This window comes from Deinococcus taeanensis (genome assembly GCF_020229735.1).
GTDB classification, from domain to species: Bacteria; Deinococcota; Deinococci; order Deinococcales; family Deinococcaceae; genus Deinococcus; species Deinococcus taeanensis.
Window position 1 is genome coordinate 248,592 of sequence record NZ_CP083457.1, and the last position, 15,981, is coordinate 264,572.

15 protein-coding genes are annotated in these 15,981 nt (G+C 64.9%); 11 read left to right on the plus strand and 4 right to left on the minus strand.

Features of this window, described 5'->3' with window-relative positions; translation table 11 throughout:
• The first annotated feature begins 174 nt into the window (after positions 1–174).
• Positions 175–1,251: a GGDEF domain-containing protein gene (locus tag LAJ19_RS16915; protein ID WP_225523670.1), complete on the plus strand. Its 1,077-nt coding sequence runs from the start codon at positions 175–177 to the stop codon at positions 1,249–1,251.
• A gap of 140 nt (positions 1,252–1,391) precedes the next feature.
• On the opposite strand, the gene LAJ19_RS16920 is transcribed toward LAJ19_RS16915, so the two are convergent.
• A complete protein-coding gene (locus tag LAJ19_RS16920; RefSeq protein WP_225523671.1) occupies positions 1,392–2,393 on the minus strand; it encodes an HD domain-containing phosphohydrolase in 1,002 nt (333 codons plus the stop codon).
• 502 nt (positions 2,394–2,895) lie between these two features.
• Between LAJ19_RS16920 and LAJ19_RS16925 the strand changes: the two genes are divergently transcribed.
• The 10 genes from LAJ19_RS16925 (at position 2,896) to LAJ19_RS16975 (ending at position 12,077) form a co-directional block, all read left to right on the plus strand.
• A complete protein-coding gene (locus tag LAJ19_RS16925; protein ID WP_225523672.1) occupies positions 2,896–3,372 on the plus strand; it encodes a Csu type fimbrial protein in 477 nt (158 codons plus the stop codon).
• Between the two features lie 49 nt (positions 3,373–3,421).
• Entirely contained in the window at positions 3,422–3,925 is a 504-nt protein-coding gene (locus tag LAJ19_RS16930; RefSeq protein ID WP_225523673.1) for a spore coat protein U domain-containing protein, read from the plus strand.
• 86 nt (positions 3,926–4,011) lie between these two features.
• Positions 4,012–4,752, plus strand: a complete 741-nt coding sequence (locus tag LAJ19_RS16935; RefSeq protein ID WP_225523674.1) for a fimbrial biogenesis chaperone — start codon at positions 4,012–4,014, stop codon at positions 4,750–4,752.
• Positions 4,727–7,027 carry a fimbria/pilus outer membrane usher protein gene (locus LAJ19_RS16940; RefSeq protein ID WP_225523675.1) on the plus strand — a complete coding sequence of 767 codons (2,301 nt, stop codon included), beginning with the start codon at positions 4,727–4,729 and terminating at the stop codon, positions 7,025–7,027. Before LAJ19_RS16935 ends, LAJ19_RS16940 begins: the two co-directional genes overlap by 26 nt.
• The gene (locus LAJ19_RS22165; RefSeq protein WP_225523676.1) at positions 7,012–7,509 is read left to right on the plus strand and encodes a spore coat protein U domain-containing protein; all 498 of its coding nucleotides are present in this window, start codon (positions 7,012–7,014) and stop codon (positions 7,507–7,509) included. The genes LAJ19_RS16940 and LAJ19_RS22165 overlap by 16 nt, the downstream gene beginning before the upstream one ends.
• A 232-nt stretch (positions 7,510–7,741) precedes the next feature.
• A complete protein-coding gene (locus LAJ19_RS16950; protein WP_225523677.1) occupies positions 7,742–8,188 on the plus strand; it encodes a Csu type fimbrial protein in 447 nt (148 codons plus the stop codon).
• 1,177 nt (positions 8,189–9,365) lie between these two features.
• Complete coding sequence (locus LAJ19_RS16960) at positions 9,366–10,310, plus strand: aldo/keto reductase (RefSeq protein WP_225523678.1); 945 nt, start codon at positions 9,366–9,368, stop codon at positions 10,308–10,310.
• Positions 10,307–11,083: an SDR family oxidoreductase gene (locus LAJ19_RS16965; RefSeq protein ID WP_225523679.1), complete on the plus strand. Its 777-nt coding sequence runs from the start codon at positions 10,307–10,309 to the stop codon at positions 11,081–11,083. Before LAJ19_RS16960 ends, LAJ19_RS16965 begins: the two co-directional genes overlap by 4 nt.
• A gap of 64 nt (positions 11,084–11,147) precedes the next feature.
• Positions 11,148–11,852 carry an NAD-dependent epimerase/dehydratase family protein gene (locus LAJ19_RS16970; RefSeq protein ID WP_225523680.1) on the plus strand — a complete coding sequence of 235 codons (705 nt, stop codon included), beginning with the start codon at positions 11,148–11,150 and terminating at the stop codon, positions 11,850–11,852.
• A gap of 63 nt (positions 11,853–11,915) precedes the next feature.
• On the plus strand, positions 11,916–12,077 hold the full coding sequence (locus LAJ19_RS16975; RefSeq protein ID WP_225523681.1) for a hypothetical protein: 162 nt from the start codon (positions 11,916–11,918) through the stop codon (positions 12,075–12,077).
• A 175-nt stretch (positions 12,078–12,252) separates the two neighbouring features.
• Here LAJ19_RS16975 and LAJ19_RS16980 read toward each other — a convergent pair whose 3' ends face one another.
• From LAJ19_RS16980 to LAJ19_RS16990, 3 genes are read right to left on the minus strand one after another with little or no spacing between them, the layout of a single operon-like run.
• Positions 12,253–12,690 carry a hypothetical protein gene (locus LAJ19_RS16980; RefSeq protein WP_225523682.1) on the minus strand — a complete coding sequence of 146 codons (438 nt, stop codon included), beginning with the start codon at positions 12,688–12,690 and terminating at the stop codon, positions 12,253–12,255.
• Between the two features lie 22 nt (positions 12,691–12,712).
• A complete protein-coding gene (locus tag LAJ19_RS16985) occupies positions 12,713–14,782 on the minus strand; it encodes a hydantoinase/oxoprolinase family protein (protein ID WP_225523683.1) in 2,070 nt (689 codons plus the stop codon).
• Positions 14,779–15,978 carry an FTR1 family iron permease gene (locus tag LAJ19_RS16990; protein ID WP_225523684.1) on the minus strand — a complete coding sequence of 400 codons (1,200 nt, stop codon included), beginning with the start codon at positions 15,976–15,978 and terminating at the stop codon, positions 14,779–14,781. Before LAJ19_RS16990 ends, LAJ19_RS16985 begins: the two co-directional genes overlap by 4 nt.
• Positions 15,979–15,981: the final 3 nt, after the last annotated feature.

The following is a 15,981-nucleotide window of genomic DNA, read 5'->3' on the forward strand; positions in this document are numbered from 1 at the left end:
GCAAACCCGTGCCGTCATCCATCAGCCCCCAGGCAACTTACTGGCCGGCCACACTGCTGGTGGTTGTCTCAGGAGGAAACAGCTGACCGGCCTGGCCGGCAGGCCCGACAGTCACCAGCCAACGCCGCCCAGCCGGGGACCGTGACTGGCAGACCGGGCCGGTACAATACCGGCGTGAGTGCCCTGTCCCTCGTCAATGGTGTGGTACTCAACCTGGCTGTCCTGATCGCTGGCGTTTTCCTCGTCAGCCTGACGTTCTTCCGGGTCGGTCAACCGGACCGCCCCGCCGCCCTGCTGGCCCGGTACGTCGCGCTGGTTGCCACCTCACTGTTCGCGCTGGCCAATACCGTTCAGCTGGTCCCGGGCATCCTGTTCGACTTCCGCATGGTGCCCGTCGCGCTGGTCGCCCGCCGTCACGGCCGCCTCGCCGGCCTGGCCGTGGCCCTCCCGGTCGGCACCTGCCGCTTCCTGCTCGGAGGCGTCGGGGCGGTCCCCTCCCTCCTCCAACTGCTGCTGGTGGCCTGGCTCGCCGCGCCTGACGGCGCGTGGCTCCGCCTGACCGCCAGCGAACGCACGGCGCTGACACGGACCCCCTGGGTGGCCCTGCGGTTGTTTGCCCTGGCGAATCTCCCGCTGTTCATTGCGTTCGCGTTGGGGAGAGAGCCCTGGACCACCGCCGTCGGCGCCTATACGGCCCTGACCGTGCTCAGTACGGTCGGGCTGCTGCTGGGGCAGGTGGCCGGCAACACCCGCCTGCGCAGCCTCGCGCGCACGCAGCACTATCAGACCCTGGCCTCCACGGACGCCTTAACCGGCGTGCTGAACCGGCGGCAGTTCGAGCAGGACCTTGCAGCCGTGCCAGACGACACTTACCTGCTGCTGCTCGACCTGGATCATTTCAAACGCGTCAATGACACGTACGGCCATGACGGCGGGGACCGGGTGTTACAGGCGTTCACGGCCATCACGCAGCACAGCACTCGTGCCAGAGACCGCGTGTACCGGCTGGGCGGGGAAGAATTCGCCGTGCTTCTGCACCACTGCCCGCCCGAGACGGCCGCCGACGTCGCCGAGCGGATCCGCGCGAACGTGCAGGGCACCCTGGCGGCCCGCGCCGGGCTGCCCGGCGAGACCTTCACGGTCTCCGGCGGACTGGTCCTGGTGGCGCCGGAGGTGGACGCCCTCGCTGTTGCCGACGAGCGTCTCTACCGCGCCAAAGCGCACGGGCGCAACCGTACGGTCACTGCCTGAAACTGCCTGAACCGCGCAGACGATCCAGCTTGAACCCTGCACTACTCCCGGCAGAGCGCGGTCAGCAGCGCCGCGCGGCAACCCAGCAGGTGCATTCAGCATGGCCGGGCCGTGACAGGCCGTTCGTGAACCCACTGAGCTCAGGCGCCATCCGCATCGTCCGCTTCAAAGGTGGACACGAAGGCGTCCACGACCCGCGGGTCGAAGTGCCGACCGCGCTGCTGACGGAGTTCATGCAGAGCCGCCTCCTGCGTCCAGGCCTGTTTGTAGGGCCGGTCGCTGAGAAGGGCGTCGAACACGTCACACACGGCGAAGATGCGGGCGAGCAGGGGAATCGCCTCGCCTGACAGGCGGTCCGGGTACCCCGTGCCGTCCCACCGCTCGTGGTGAGACCGGATCACGGCCAGAGCGGCGCAAGGGAGCGTGGGAATGCGCGTGGCAATCTCATACCCTTTAAGGGCGTGCGTTTGCATGATGGCCCATTCGGTCGCGTCCAGCCGGCCCGGCTTCAGCAGAACGCCGTCCGGGATGGTCAGTTTGCCGAGGTCGTGCAGACTCGCGCCATGCTTGAGTTCAGTGAGTTGCTCGTCACTCAGGCCCAGCGCTTCACCCAGTCGCCTGCTGTAGTGGATCACCCGCACGGTATGCCCGGAGGTTTCCAGGTCCCGGGCTTCCAGGGCAATCCCCAGGCCGAGAAGCCCGCCGTCCAGGGTGGCCCGCAGGCTGAGGTTCAGTGCCTCGAGGTCCTGTTGCGCCCGCTTGAGTTCGGTAATGTCAGCGACGACGGCCAGCACCGAGTCGGGTGGACCTGACGTTTTTCGGAGCAGTGAGACACGCGAGCGGGACCACACGATTTCACCGTCGGCGCGGACGTACCGTTTCTCCACGACGACCAGGGGGACGGTTCCATCGATGACCCGCCCGAGTGCCTCGACCGTCCGCGGAATATCCTCCGCGTAGGTCAGGTTCATGACACTCTGCCCGGTCAGAACGTCGACCGTGGACCCGAAAAATGCGGCGCCGTCCGGGTTGATCCGGCGGATACAACCGTGAAAGTCAATTTCCAGGAGTCCAACACCGGCGGCTTCGAAGATCCACTGGTAGTCCAGAGGGTCAGTCAGATTGATTGAGCCTGGGGACATAGAGACGGTCTCCTGCGGGGGTTCATCTGAAGCAGTCAGGTTGGCAGTTCAAGCCACCATTGGCTTGTTTTAATGATGTTGGCGCTCCTCTCTCCAAACTCTTTCTTCGGGGTGCATAAGCATGTTCAGCCCAACCGGTGTTCAGCGTTCGTTCAACACCCCACCCACCGCTTTGGCCGCCCGTGGGTCTGGGGTCTTGTTCAGCCCTGGTTCCCAGTGAAGCAGCGGATCAGCGTGACCAGAACCTCACGAAACGCGCACTGCTTTCGCGTGTCACTCGCGCTTTTTCAACCACCCTGGAAACTGTCGGAAACTGAGTCCGGGGTTCACGTGACCGGTGGTGAATGACCGTTGTGCATGAGGTGTTGCGATGCGGAGCGTTAAACCTCTTTACGTGAGAACGATTTGTGAAGTATCGTATAGATACAGTTAAGCAGAAGTGCACGTTTTTCAGAATTCCATCGTGAGACGGTGGGAAGCGTGTTCCTGCGCAAGGAGAATCATGAAGAACATGAAGATTGTGGCAGCACTCGGTCTGATGGCAGGCACCATGGCGCTGGCAGCCACCACTCCCAGCAGCACTCTCTCGGTTAGTACGACCGTCAACAAAACGTGCAGCATTTCGACCGCGCCCACCGCACTGGCCTTTAGCAACTACGACGTGTATGCCACGGCCGCGACCACAGGCACGTCAACTTTTGGCGTGAAGTGCAGCAAGGGGACCGCCTACACCATGAAGCTTTCGGGTGGCGACACCAGCGGCGTTCGTGCCTTCAGCGGACCCGGTACTCTGAAATACTCTCTCGCGTACTCCACGACCCCATGGGGTGACGGAGCAACCGGACACGCTGCGCCTGTTGATATGACCAGCGCCGGAATGGCTGAAGCAACCTACACCATCAACGGAAGCATTGCCGCCGGGCAGGACGCCACGCAGGGCAGCTACACCGACACCGTCTACCTGACGGTAGACTACTAAAGTCGTTTTCCGGCCGCTTCGAGCGCCATCTGCTTCCGAGAGGGAACAAATGAATTTGACGAAAAGCATGATAGTGGCGCTCGTTACGCTGATCAGCTCTGGGGCCTCCGCAACCACGACGCCGGCCAGTACCGTAACCATCAACACCACGGTGCTCAGTGCGTGCAGTATCTCAACGCCTCCGACAACCCTGAATTTTGGCAGTTACAACGTCTACGCCACGACCGCCACGTCAGGCACAGCAACCTTCGGGGTGAAGTGCACCATGGGGGCAGCGTACACCATAAAGCTGGCCGGCCCCATGACCAACGGGCTGCGCACCTTCACAACCGTCCCGCAGGGCAGTACCAGCCAGTTGAAGTACTCCCTGTCTTACACAAACGGAAACACCACGGTGCTGTGGGGTGACGGTACGAACGGAGCGCCTGGCGTCCCGATAACGAGCACCAGTTCTGCCGAGCAGACGTACACCATCACGGGTAGTATCCCCGCTCTACAAGACGTGATGCAGGGTGCGTATTCCGCTACGGTCAACCTGACCATCGACTATTAAGTGCTTAATCTCCTCAGGGCCACGCGCGATAAGTGCTGGTCCTGACTTGTTATCTGGAGCCCCTGCTTTATTATCTGGAGACCTCTATGCCCGCACCACAGCCCACCCTGCTCCGGCAGCTCCTCCTGGGTACTGCCGCCCTTATGGCCGGCTTGCACATGACGGCTCGCGCCGCAACCTTCAACGTTGCTCCGGTGAGGTTGGAATTCGCCCAGCAGGCGCGCACCGCCGCCATCACTCTCAGCAATCCCAGCGACCAGCCGCTGGTCATCAAGCTGGAAGTGGTTGCGTGGACGCAACAGGACGGGCAGGACATCTATACCCCAACCACCGACCTGCTGGTGGTGCCCCCGATCTTCACCCTGGCGCCACGTTCAACCCAGGTGGTACGGGTGGCATTGCGACGCGCTGTAGACCCCCGCAAGGAGCTGAGTTACCGCCTGTACCTGCAGGAGGTCCCGGGAAAAAGTGCCGGCAATGGGGTGAGTGTTCAGGTGCTGCTGCGCGTTGGCGTGCCCATCTTTGTGCAGCCGGCGGCGGCCCCCGTCTCCTCACTCTCATGGCAGGCCAGGCTGGGCAGTGACGGCCTGCTTCACCTGACAGCCCAGAACACCGGAACCACGCATGTCCAGGTGACCCATCTCGGCGCCTTAGGCACGGGCACCGTCGTCCTGTTGGATGAGGATATGTCCGCTTACCTTCTCCCCGGCCAAACCCGCTCATGGAGCTACAAACCCAGGCAGGCCCTCAGCCCTGGCGCGAAGTTCCGTTTGCAGGCCGGGACGGACGCCGGAGACTTCAGTGTGGACCTCACACTGGACCGCTAAGGCTGCGGTCCTGGTAGGGGCGCTGCTGGGCGGCGCTGCAGCCGAGACCCCTCTGACCGTGGGGCAAGCCGCGCAGGCAGCCCCAGCCGACGTGCAGGAACTTCTGCTGGACGTCACCATCAACGGCCAGTCGTTTGGAACCACCATGGTGTTGCGCCAGGGTGGACAGTTGTGGGTGACGGTGGCGGACTTCGCCCGCTGGCGGTTGCGTCTGCCGGCGGATGCACGTCTTTCCTACCTGGGAGAGGAATTCGCTTCATTGACGGGCATTGCCAGTGGCCCAGTTCAACTGGATGAGGGTGCCCTCACGCTGACCATGACGGTAGTGCCCAGCAGTTTCGAAGGGACTGAATTGCGGCCCGACTCGGGCGGCGCCACGCCCACCCGCAGCGGCTACAGCGCGTACCTGAACTATGATTTCGGTGTCACGTACGCGGAGAACTGGTCGCTGGACGGCGCGGTGGATGCGGGGGTTTCCACCCCGTTCGGGGTCGGCCGCAGCAACGCGTTCCTCGTTCGCGGGCCCGATGGGCTCTCTCTGGTGCGTGGCCTGACGACCTGGAGTGTTGATCTACCGCAAGGACCCGCGAGCGTGCGGATAGGGGACAACTTCAGTCAGGGGGGGGCCTGGGGGGCGTCACTGTTGTATGGCGGCGTTCAGTGGGCCACCAATTTCGCTCTGCGCCCCGACGAGTCGACTGCCCCGCAGTTGAGCGTGCAGGGCGAGACCCCTGTGCCAGGAACGGCCAGTGTGTACGTCAATGGCAGCCTGGTCCTGACCCGCGAGGTGCCGGCGGGTCCGTTCACCATCAGCGGCATTCCCGCGTCGGTGGTCACTGGGGTCGTTCGCGTCACCGTCCGCGACGCGGCTGGCAACGTTCGGGAAATACGCCAGGCTTTCCTGAGTGACGCCTCTCTCCTGCAGCCTGGCCTCGTGGCCTTCGCTGTCGATGCAGGAGTACTGCGGCAGAACTATGGGGTCACAAGTTGGGATTACGGCGTGCCCTTCGCCAGCGTCCTGTACCGCCGCGGGCTGACTGAACGGCTGACTGGCGAACTCCACGGTGAGGGGTCCTCGGGAGTCGCTGCGCTGGGCGGCAACCTGATCTGGGCTCAGCCTGGCGCTGGTGTCGTGCGAGCCACGCTCGCAGGCAGCCGGAGTGCCGCTGGGTCAGGCGCCTTGGTTGGCCTGAGCGTGAGTGGACAGCAGGGCAGGCTGTCGTACGGCGGGAATGTCACCTACCGCACCCCTACGTTCCGGCAGGTTGGCGTGGAGGATGCGGTTCAACTGGTGATGGGAGCAGGCGTAGGCGTGGGCCTGGGCAAAGGGGGCGACGTGAGCGCCAGTCTGAACTTTCAGCGCCGCAGTGACGGAAGCCAAGTGTCTTCACTGACCGGGACCTACAGCGTTCCCGTGTTCGGCAATCCTCTGAGTGTCGGAGTGACCCGGCAATTCGCGCCTGAGGGGCGCACCGCGGTCTCCCTGAGCACCAGCATCAAGCTGGGCCGGGACGTCACCGTTGGGGTTGGCAGTGATCTTCACGGCGCGCAGGGGAGCGTGGGGCGCAACACACCGGCCCAAGGGGGCCTCGGTTATTCCGCCAACGCTGGATTCGCGGCAGGACAGTTCAGCGGGAGCGGGCAACTGTCGTCGCAGGGCCGCAATGGGACCGCCCTGCTGGCTGGAAGGCTCGGGCCGGATGGGTTGAATCTCCACGGACGGGTGCAGGGAAGTGTGTCGCTGCTCGGCGGTCAAGTGCAACTGGGCCAGCGGATACAGGACGCATACGCACTTGTGAAGGTCGGGGCCTTCGGGGGCGTGCGGGTTTACCGGGGTGGTCAGCTGGTGGGGCGTACCGATGCACACGGCGCCCTGATCGTACCGGCCTTGACGCCTTACGCCCGCAACGTTCTCTCCATCGATACCCGTGACTTGCCGCTGAATGTGACAGCCACGCAGGCAGAGCAAACCGTCGTCCCTTACGCGGGTAGTGGAACGGTGGTGAACTTTACAGTGCGGATTCAGCGGAGCGCGCTGCTGACCCTGATGCTGCCTACCGGTGAGGCGGTCCCGCTTGGGGCGACCGTGCGGGTGGATTCAGACGCCATGGAGTATCCGGTGGTGGGTGGCGGAGAGACGTATGTTGAGGGTCTTGCCGAACGGAGTCGCCTGCGCGTGACCTGGGAGGAGGGGCAGTGTGAGGCTGAAATCGTGTATCCGCAAACACAGGATCCATTTGCAGAGCTGGGGGTAATAACGTGCGTCTATTCTTGAGTTCACGTCCATCCGTCTATCTGGGGGCCATTACTGTTGTTTGTATTGGGTCATCGGCATTTGCCGCCTGTACGACCATTAGTATTGGCACCATTACGTCCAGTCCTGTGAGTTACAGCCCGGCAACCCCGGGTGATACTGCGTTTACTTTTACAGCGAACATATCCTGTACGTCAGGGTCCGGGGGCGGGAACTTCACAGCCTGGCTTGGTGGGTCAGGTGGGGCTACCGTTACATCAACATCGCCAATCTCAAACCCTAGAACAATGCGTTTAGTGGGGAGTGCTCAGGTATTAAATTACAACATCTACACCATCAATGGAGGGAGCTCAATCTGGGGCAACGGCACTGCAGGAACTTTCACCGTCGGCGGAAATATCAGCAATACCTCTTCACTTACAGGCTATGGCCGCATCTTTAGTGGTCAGTACATCAAGCCAGGAAACTACACAGACACATTAAACCTAGTAATTGATTACTAACTTTTATATTTATGCCTACTTTAATATAAATCAATAGGAAAATAAAATATATTGCTACCGTTGTTTAAATGAATTTAAGTGCAATTAATTTGTCAGACTTGAGACAGATACTTAAATAGGAGAGCCACTACCTATCAATTTGAGGGCACCAAACCCACCCATGCACCATAACAGTGCCTTCTCCCTTCTCCCCCTGGTCGCAGTGCAGACCGAGCGGGTCCCCAGGAGACATATGAAATCCCGCCTTACCCTTTTTCTTACCTGTGCTGTGTTATTCGGCTCCTCTCCAGTATCGGCTGCAAGCAAGTCAGCCAGCTTCGCGGTGCGCGTCAAAGTGGTTGGGACGTGCAACATCAGGGCCGCCGCCCTGGACTTCGGAACGTACAAAGGATCATCGACATCGGGCTCGACGTCGGCCCAGGTGAGCTGCACCAAGGGCATGGCCTACAACGTCAGTCTGGACAACGGCACGGCTTTGCGAACCATGAGCCTGATCGGGAGTCCGGCCAGCAAGCTGACTTACCAGCTCGGGTTAAGTGGGGCCGTTGCGGACGGCAGTGTATCCGGCATAGGCAAGAGTGGTGTACAGGTGCTCACCGTGCAAGGCACCATTCTTCCCAATCAGAATCTCGTTCCTGGAGAGTATGCCGACAGCGTCACCATGACCGTGAATTACTGAGTCCAGGGCCGTCATCTGGCTTGTCTGCACCGTCCACTCCGTCGTGCCAGACACGAGAGGGGGCAGGCCGCGCCGAATATTGAGGGGCCGCATAACAGCAACACATTCGCCTGGATCAGCTCCAGCGAAGTGGCAATCGCTGATGTCACAGCCGGCGGTGCATGGCATAAGATGAGCGAGACCTGGGCACCCGCCCCGCGCTCCACCCCCAGCCGCACCTCCGCCCCTGCTCAGCCCCTGCCCCTCACATGATGAAGATGTGACGGGGCCATGGTCGAAAATGGCGTGCTGAGCCGTTGACGGCAGACTCCAGAACGCTTCCCCTCACGGCCTGACACCGCACCAGTCACCCGGTGCGGGCCAAAATCACGCCCGCTCCCGGGCAGCGTGCCGTTCTGGGGTCTGCTGCACGGTCTGCGCGCTGACCCTTCCAGACCAAAGTGATGCAGCGCAACCCGAACAGCTGGGAGAACTGCTCGGATGCTGTGATGTGGGTGGCGTCCAGGCTCAACCCCCGGGTCTTGAGTGCCGCGAAGGCCTCGCGTGACCCCGCTGCGGCACGCGTCCACCAGCGCCTCACGCCCGATCCGGTCAGCGTGCCCGCAACCGATCACCACCCCGTTGCCGGACGCGCGCCGGCCTCCACCGTATGGAGCGCGCCCGATGGAAGCCTTGCCCGTGTGACGAGCGCGTCCCCCAGCGGGAGCCGGACCCTGGCCTCAGGCAGCACGAACCCATTCAGGGCCACGGGCAAGCTTTTCGCCTCCCCTCCGGGAACCGGTTCCGGCGCGTGCGCGTCAGGCACGCCGTTCGGGAGTGTCGGGGCCCCCTGTTCGGGCTTCACCGGTACGGTCAGGGGCGACGTTCGCCTCCAGCACACCGGCGACCCGGGCATTCACGGCGCAGGTCATCGCCGGAGCGTGGGCCGTGGGCGCCGTCATCCAGCACGTTCATGTGGTCGTGCAGGCGGGTGTGGGTCAGTCTGGCGCACAGGTGCTTTCACGTCCCGGCTGTAACAGGTGCTGACGTGCTCCCGCTTCCTCGGGGCATCAATCCAATGAAATGGGTGTGGCGGGTTGGATAAAGGTGGCCTCAACCCAGCCCTGAGGTTCGGTTGCCCAGGGCCTTTAAGGTGAAGCGACACAAGCTGAACGGTCAGGATGGAAAGGAGCGACGGATGGAACAGCGTGCACTGGGAAAGTCTGGCATTCAGGTTTCTGAGATCGGGTTCGGCGCCTGGGCCATCGGCGGCGACGCCTGGGGTCCGGTCGAGGACGCCGCCTCGCTCCGCGCGATGGAACGGGCGCTGGAACTGGGGGTTAACTTCATCGACACCGCCGACGTGTACGGGAACGGGCACAGTGAAACGCTGGTCGCCCAGGTCATCAAGAACCGCCGCGATCAGATAATCGTGGCCACCAAGGGGGGCCTGATGGGCCACCACCGGGACCCGAACGGGGAACCCGTGTATGACCGGCCCGAGAAGATCATCTCCGCCTTCGGGGACAGCCTGCGCCGGCTGGGGACCGACTATATTGACGTTTATTTCGACCATATCTGGTGGAACACACCACGCGAAACAGAAGCGTTCCTGACCGCCTTCGCCCAGCTGAAGCAGGAAGGCCGGGTGCGGGCTGTCGGTGTGTCCACCGATGACTTCGCGTATGTTCAGGCGTTCAACCAAGGCGGCACGCTGGACGTGGTGCAGCTGGATTACAGCCTGCTCAACCGGACGGCCGAGCAGCACATCCTGCCGTACTGCCTCGACCGGGGCATCGGCGTGGTCGTCCGCGGCCCGCTGCGCATGGGCATGCTGACCGGGAAATTTACCGCAGACACCCGGTTCCCGGAAGGCGACGTGCGGCACAACTGGCCGCAGGAAGACTGGTACCGGGCGCAGCTTGATCAGGTGCAGCAGTTGCGCAGCCTGGCCTCGCCTGACCGCCCCCTGGGTGAGGTGGCCTTGCGGTTCGTGCTGAATCACCCGGCGGTCTCGGTCGCCATCCCCGGCGGGAAGACGCCTGAACAAGTGGAGCAGAACGTCAGGGCGTCCACGCGGACACTTCTCACGGACGACGACCTTCAGCTGATCGAGTCCGTCACCGCCAGGAAGCCCACATGACGCGTGAACGCCAACAGATGCGTCCGGATGCCCTCGCCGGGCAGGTGGCCCTGGTGACGGGCGCCAGCAGCGGACTGGGCCGCGCCACTGCGTTTGGTCTTGCCCAGGCGGGGGCGGACGTCATGCTCATGGCCCGCAGCGCGGGTGACCTGCAGCTGATCGCGACTGAGATCGAAGCGACTGGACGCCGGGCGCTGGTCTGTCCGGTCGACCTGTCAGACAGTGCGGCCCTGACGGACGCGGTCAGGCGGGGTGTGACCACACTCGGGCGACTGGACATTCTTATCAACAATGCCGCGACGGACGTTCCTGGACCTGTGGTTGAGCTGACTGCCGAGGAGTGGGACCGGGTGCTGAATGTGAATCTGCGCGCTCCGTTCCTGCTGGCGAAAGCTGCGTTCCCGCACATGCAGCGCTCTGGACGCGGGACGATCATCAACGTGTCGTCCGTGGCAGGGAAGCGGGGCTGGGCCAGCGCGAGTGCCTACTGCGCCTCAAAATTCGGGCTGACCGGCTTCACGCAGGCCCTGGCCGCAGAAGGAAAACCTCACGGGATCCGCGCCTGTGTGGTGTACCCCGGCGGCATGGCCACCAGCTGGGGCACGTTTGATCCGGAACGACGCACCGAGCAGGAAACGCAAGCTGCGCCTCCAACCAATGCACTGCCGCCGCAGCGCGTCGCTGATCTTCTGGTGTGGATGTGTGCGGCGCCTGGCGAACTGGTGCTGAACGAAGTGATCGTCACGCCGCTCAATGAAGCGGGATGGCCGTGACGGTGGGCTCCCCGCACGGTCCAGAGAAAAGAAAACGACCCGGCACGGCGTCATGGAGGCGGCGGTGAAGGTTTTGATTACTGGTGCGGGCGGCAATCTGGGTCGGGTGTTGGCCCCAGCCTTACAGCACAGCGGACACACGCCGGTCCTGATGGACTTCCGGCCGCTGGACACGCCGTTTGCATTCATTCAGGGAGACGCGACACGCAAGGCGGACGTCTTCCGGGCCGCCGAAGGCGTTGACGTCATCGTGCACGGCGCCGCGCTGCACGGTGTTCACCTGAATCACCATTCCCGGGATGAATTCTGGAGTCTGAATGTTGAAGGCACCTACCACATCTATGAAGCGGCGCGGGAACACGGGATCAGGAAGGTGCTGCTGTGCAGCACGATGGGCGTGTACGGGGAGAGCGTCCGCACACCCGAGCACGGCGTTGCAGTCGTGACGGAAGAGCTGCCCACGTTACCCATGGATTTTTACGGACTGACCAAAACGCTCTCAGAGGAAGTCGCCTGCTTTTACGCCCGTTGCCACGGCATCCGGACGATTGCTTACCGCCTGGGCATGTTCGTGCCGGAAGACTTTCTCCGGTACGGCTTCCGGCTGCTCAAAGGCGGCGTGGATGACCGGGATGTCGCCCAGGCGTTCCTGCTTGGTCTGGCCAACGACACGGTCGTCTGCGACGCCTTTAACATCATGGCAGAAGTGCCCTTCACCCAGGAGCAGTGGTCCCGCTGGCGTGAGGATCCAGCCGCATTCCTGGAATAACAGTGTCCAGGGCTCTCTCAGCTTGTTACGCAGAGGCGTGGGCGTCTGGCTGAGCTGTCGACCATGTGGGGGTTCACGTTCTGGTCTGTGGAGGAGGCGAAGGCTGAACTGGGGTATCAGCCGCGGTACAACTTCCCGCAGTTCTACGCCGCACTGAAAGCAGGGAATGACGGACATTACCCGTTCGCGAACCTGCCGTGGTGGGGAATGAACCAGAACCGGTAAGTGTCTGCATCTGGCGCCGGACAGGTGTCCCCCACCCTGCACTGCCCCTGGAGGGTCCGCGGGTGGACGATCATGCCCGGCAGCTCAGATGCATTCCGCCCGGTCTGTCTGCCGCCTGGGGTGTGGGCAGGTCAGAGGCGTTCCCGGGCAGCAGAGGTCAGGAGGCCTGCTGCGCTCAGGGGCTGGCGACGCCCTGAAGCACCCGCAGCGCGGCCTGCGCGCGCGCTGCGTCGGCCTGGATCACATCGGCGCTGCGGTGGGCGTCCATGTCGCCGGTGAGGGCCGCCAGCGCCGCCTGCGCCTCACGGAACCCGCCCGGATTCAGTTGCCGGAGCAGCGTGGCCGCGTCAAGTTCAGCGTGCGCCTGTCGGGCCGCACTTCGGGCCGCGTCGCGGCTGCTGGCATTGCCCTCCTGGGCGCGGGCGTACTCCAGGGCGGCAATTTCGAGCGCGCCGGAGGCTTTGCGCGCGTGCTCCACCCCGGGCGTGAGCAGGCTCGCCAGGGTCGGCTGCGGCGCGGTGGCGCGGCCAGCGAAGAAGCCCAGCGCGAGACCGAGAACGGCCGCGCTGGTCACGAGCAGCGGAGAGAGGTTGCGTTGACGGCGGTACAGCATGACTGGATTCTCCTATGGAGGCTCACTGCTCGACAATGAGCGCGACCTGGCTCTCCAGCCGCAGGTTGTCGCTGAGCTGCCGCAGCAACAGGTTCGGGTCGTGCAGGTGCGCGTAGTCCCGCAGCCGGGAGGGGGTCAGGGCCGCCACATGCGGCGCGACCGCCCGCCCGGCGAGCAGAGCTTTCAAGCGGTCCAGGGCGTCGTGCGGGCGGCCGGTGAGCACCTGGGCGTCCTCGAAGCGCAGCAGCCGCACCCCTCGCCCGTCGAGGACGAGGGCCGCGTGCTGCTCCGCCCGGCGAAGGAGGCTGCGCCGGACCCGTGAGGCGACGAACAGCGTGTGATGGGTCCCGCCCAGCACCAGCTGGGCCTGATCACCCAGCACCTGCCGGGCCTGCTGCTGCAACTCATCCGCGTCAAGCGGGCGGGTCCGGGCACTCAGGGGATGCGCGCCGGTTGCCACGGCCCGCAGGCGGCCTTCACGGGCGCTGTACTGGGTTTCGACCCGCATCGACGCGGGGTCCGCGCCCAGCCGCACCGCCTCGTCGCCCACCTCGCGTTCAAGCAGGTCCGCGATGGTGGGGTCCTGGCGGGTGACGCTGCGCTCGCGTTCCACCCGGATGACGGCGAGGGCGGCGCCGATGGACGAGATCACGTCGCTGTGCGGAATCGGAACGAAGGGCACCTTCAGGCGCCGGGCCACCACCGGGCCGAGAACGCTCGCCGCGCCGCCCCCACCGTACAGCGGCGTGCCGCGCAGGCCATACGCGCGGACCAGGCTCTGCACCGTCCGGGTGAGCTTCTCCGCGCTGGCTTCCAGCACCGCTTGCGCCGCCGCCTCCGGGCTCGTCCCCAGGTGCTGCCCGAGCAGCCCCAATGCGAGCCTGGCGCTCTGCGGGTGGGCGTGCGCGTATCCGCCCTCGGGAATTGCGCCCAGGGCATTCGCGGCGCAGGTGGGGGTAATGGCAAACCGTTGGCCGGCCGGGGTCTCCAACACCGCATAGTCGGCGGGGTCACTGGGGCTGGGGGCGATCAATGCCAGCCGCGTGCCGGTCAGGGCGTCCGGCGAGGCGAAACTGGCGTACGGGAGGCCCGCGATGTGCGCGCTTCTGGGCCCCACGTCCTCGATCCGCCGCCCCCGCAGCCTCACCAGGCTGCCGCCCGCCACGCCCGCAATGCGGATGTCCGCTGCGCGCAGGCCGGTGGGGACGTCCATCACTGTCATGTACTTCAGGGCGGGCTGCCCGTCCTTGATGACGCCGATGTTCGTGCTGGTCCCCCCCACCTCGAAGAACACGCCGTCCATCACGCCGTGCGCGAGGATCGCTCCACCGAGGCTCGCGGCCGGTCCGCTCACGACGGTGTGCAGGGGCGTTTCCTCAAAGGCGCGCAGGTCGGCTGCGCCGCCGTCCCCGCGGACGATCAGCAGCGGTGTGCCCGGGAGCAGCTCACTCACCGCGTCGCGGACGTGCCGGGCGGTGCGGACCATGGTCGGCAGGATGCTGGCGTTCACGGTGGCGGACAGGGTTCGCATCTCCAACCCGTACGCGCCGGAGAGGTCACTTCCCAGGCTCACCGGGAAGCCCGCCTGCCGCGCGAGGTCCCCGGCGCGCTGCTCGAAGTGCGCGTCATCGACGCTGAAGGCCTGCGACACGGCGACGGCGCCCACCTCCTCCGCGCGCCAGCGGGCCAGGACGGCCTGCACCCGGACGCCGAACTCCGGCAGGTCCGTCGCGATGAAGGCGTGCCGCGCCTGCAGACCCGCCGGCGGCCGGGTGACCGACTGCACCCGCCGTTCGTCGCGGGCCTCGCCGAGCGCGAGAATGCCGACGAGGGCCGTGTCCCCCTCCAGCAGGGCGTTCGTGGCCTGCGTGGTGGAGTGCGCGACGAGGGCTGGGACGGCGCCGGGGGGGAGATCACCCAGCAGGGTGCGCAGGGCATCCAGCACGCCGGCAGCCACCCCCAGCCTGTGCCGGTGGGTGGTGGGCACGTGGGAGACGGCCAGGATCTGTCCGTCAGGACCGAGGGCGACACCCTTGGTGAAGGTACCGCCCACGTCGATGCCGATCCGGACTGACAGGGGCCGGTGCGTCACACCGGTGCCTCACGCTGCGGGCGGCGCTGCTCCCGGGCGCGGAACAGGATGAAGCCCACCACGTACACGAGGATCATCAGGCCCTGCGCCGCGAGTGTCTCGGCGGTGGGATGCAGGCCGGTGAGGGCCGCCACGTTGGGGTCGAGCGTCGGCATCTTTCCGTACAGATTGGTCACGGGCAGCCAGCCTGCCTCCTGAAAGGCCCGGACGCCGTTGCCCACGAAAGCGACCGCAAAGAGCGCCGTGACGGTGACCAGTGCCGGGAAGAGGCGCTGGGTGGGCACCCGGCGCCCCAGTCGGAAGATCACCGCGAACACAGCCACGAGCGCGAGACCGGCCAGCGCAATCCCCAGGTACATATACCCCAGGACCGGACCACTGGCGACCGCGAGCGCCTGGTAGAACAGCACGGTCTCGAAGCCCTCGCGGTAGATGGTCGTGAAGGTTACGAGCGCGACGGCCGCCAGGCTGCCGCTCTGCACCGCCTGTGACACGCGGGCCCGCATAAACTCCGCGCTCTGCTTGCGGTCACTCTGCTGCAGCATCCAGAACGACAGGTAGAACAGGATCATCACGGCGATGACGCTGGTGACCGCGCTGATCAGCTCACGTGAGATGGGCGCGATGGAAAGCAGGTAGGTGGCTGCAAACCAAGTGGCGGCGGTGGCCGCGAGGGCCGCCCCGGCCCCCCACCACACACCGCCCCGCAGGCGGTCGTTGCGGGTGCTGGCGAGATACGACAGGATCGCGGCCATCAGCAGGGCCGCTTCCAGCCCCTCGCGAAAGAGGATGGTGAAGCCTCCGGTCGCGGCCAGGGTGGGCGCCAGGACGCCGGTGCCATTCACGATGCTCTCGGCCTTGCGCAGGCTGTCGTCGATATCGCCCGCGATGGCGCGCAACTCGCTTACATTCGCGCCGCTTTTCATGGCGTTGCGAAGGTCCGCGAAGCGGTACTCCATTTCCAGAATGAGATCCGGGTTCAGGACGCGCAGGGGTGGCTCGGCGTACTCGAAGTGATCGAGGTACGCCGCGCGGGCCGTCCTGTAGGCCGCCTCTCTCTGACCGGCCGCGTACTCGTGCAGGCTGCGGGTCACCAGATCATGCGCCGTGCGGAGTTCGCCGGGCACGTTGACTTGTCCGGGCGCGGCCAGGGCCACACCGAGCAGGGCCAGGAGCAGGACGAGGAAGCGCCTCACGTC

Coding starts and splice junctions, on each gene's coding strand:
- LAJ19_RS16920 (WP_225523671.1), bottom strand. CDS start 2,393: ATGTCCCCAGGCTCAATCAATCTGACTGACCCTCTGGACTACCAGTGG.
- LAJ19_RS16925 (WP_225523672.1), top strand. CDS start 2,896: ATGAAGAACATGAAGATTGTGGCAGCACTCGGTCTGATGGCAGGCACC.
- LAJ19_RS16930 (WP_225523673.1), top strand. CDS start 3,422: ATGAATTTGACGAAAAGCATGATAGTGGCGCTCGTTACGCTGATCAGC.
- LAJ19_RS16935 (WP_225523674.1), top strand. CDS start 4,012: ATGCCCGCACCACAGCCCACCCTGCTCCGGCAGCTCCTCCTGGGTACT.
- LAJ19_RS16950 (WP_225523677.1), top strand. CDS start 7,742: ATGAAATCCCGCCTTACCCTTTTTCTTACCTGTGCTGTGTTATTCGGC.
- LAJ19_RS16960 (WP_225523678.1), top strand. CDS start 9,366: ATGGAACAGCGTGCACTGGGAAAGTCTGGCATTCAGGTTTCTGAGATC.
- LAJ19_RS16965 (WP_225523679.1), top strand. CDS start 10,307: ATGACGCGTGAACGCCAACAGATGCGTCCGGATGCCCTCGCCGGGCAG.
- LAJ19_RS16975 (WP_225523681.1), top strand. CDS start 11,916: ATGTGGGGGTTCACGTTCTGGTCTGTGGAGGAGGCGAAGGCTGAACTG.
- LAJ19_RS16980 (WP_225523682.1), bottom strand. CDS start 12,690: ATGCTGTACCGCCGTCAACGCAACCTCTCTCCGCTGCTCGTGACCAGC.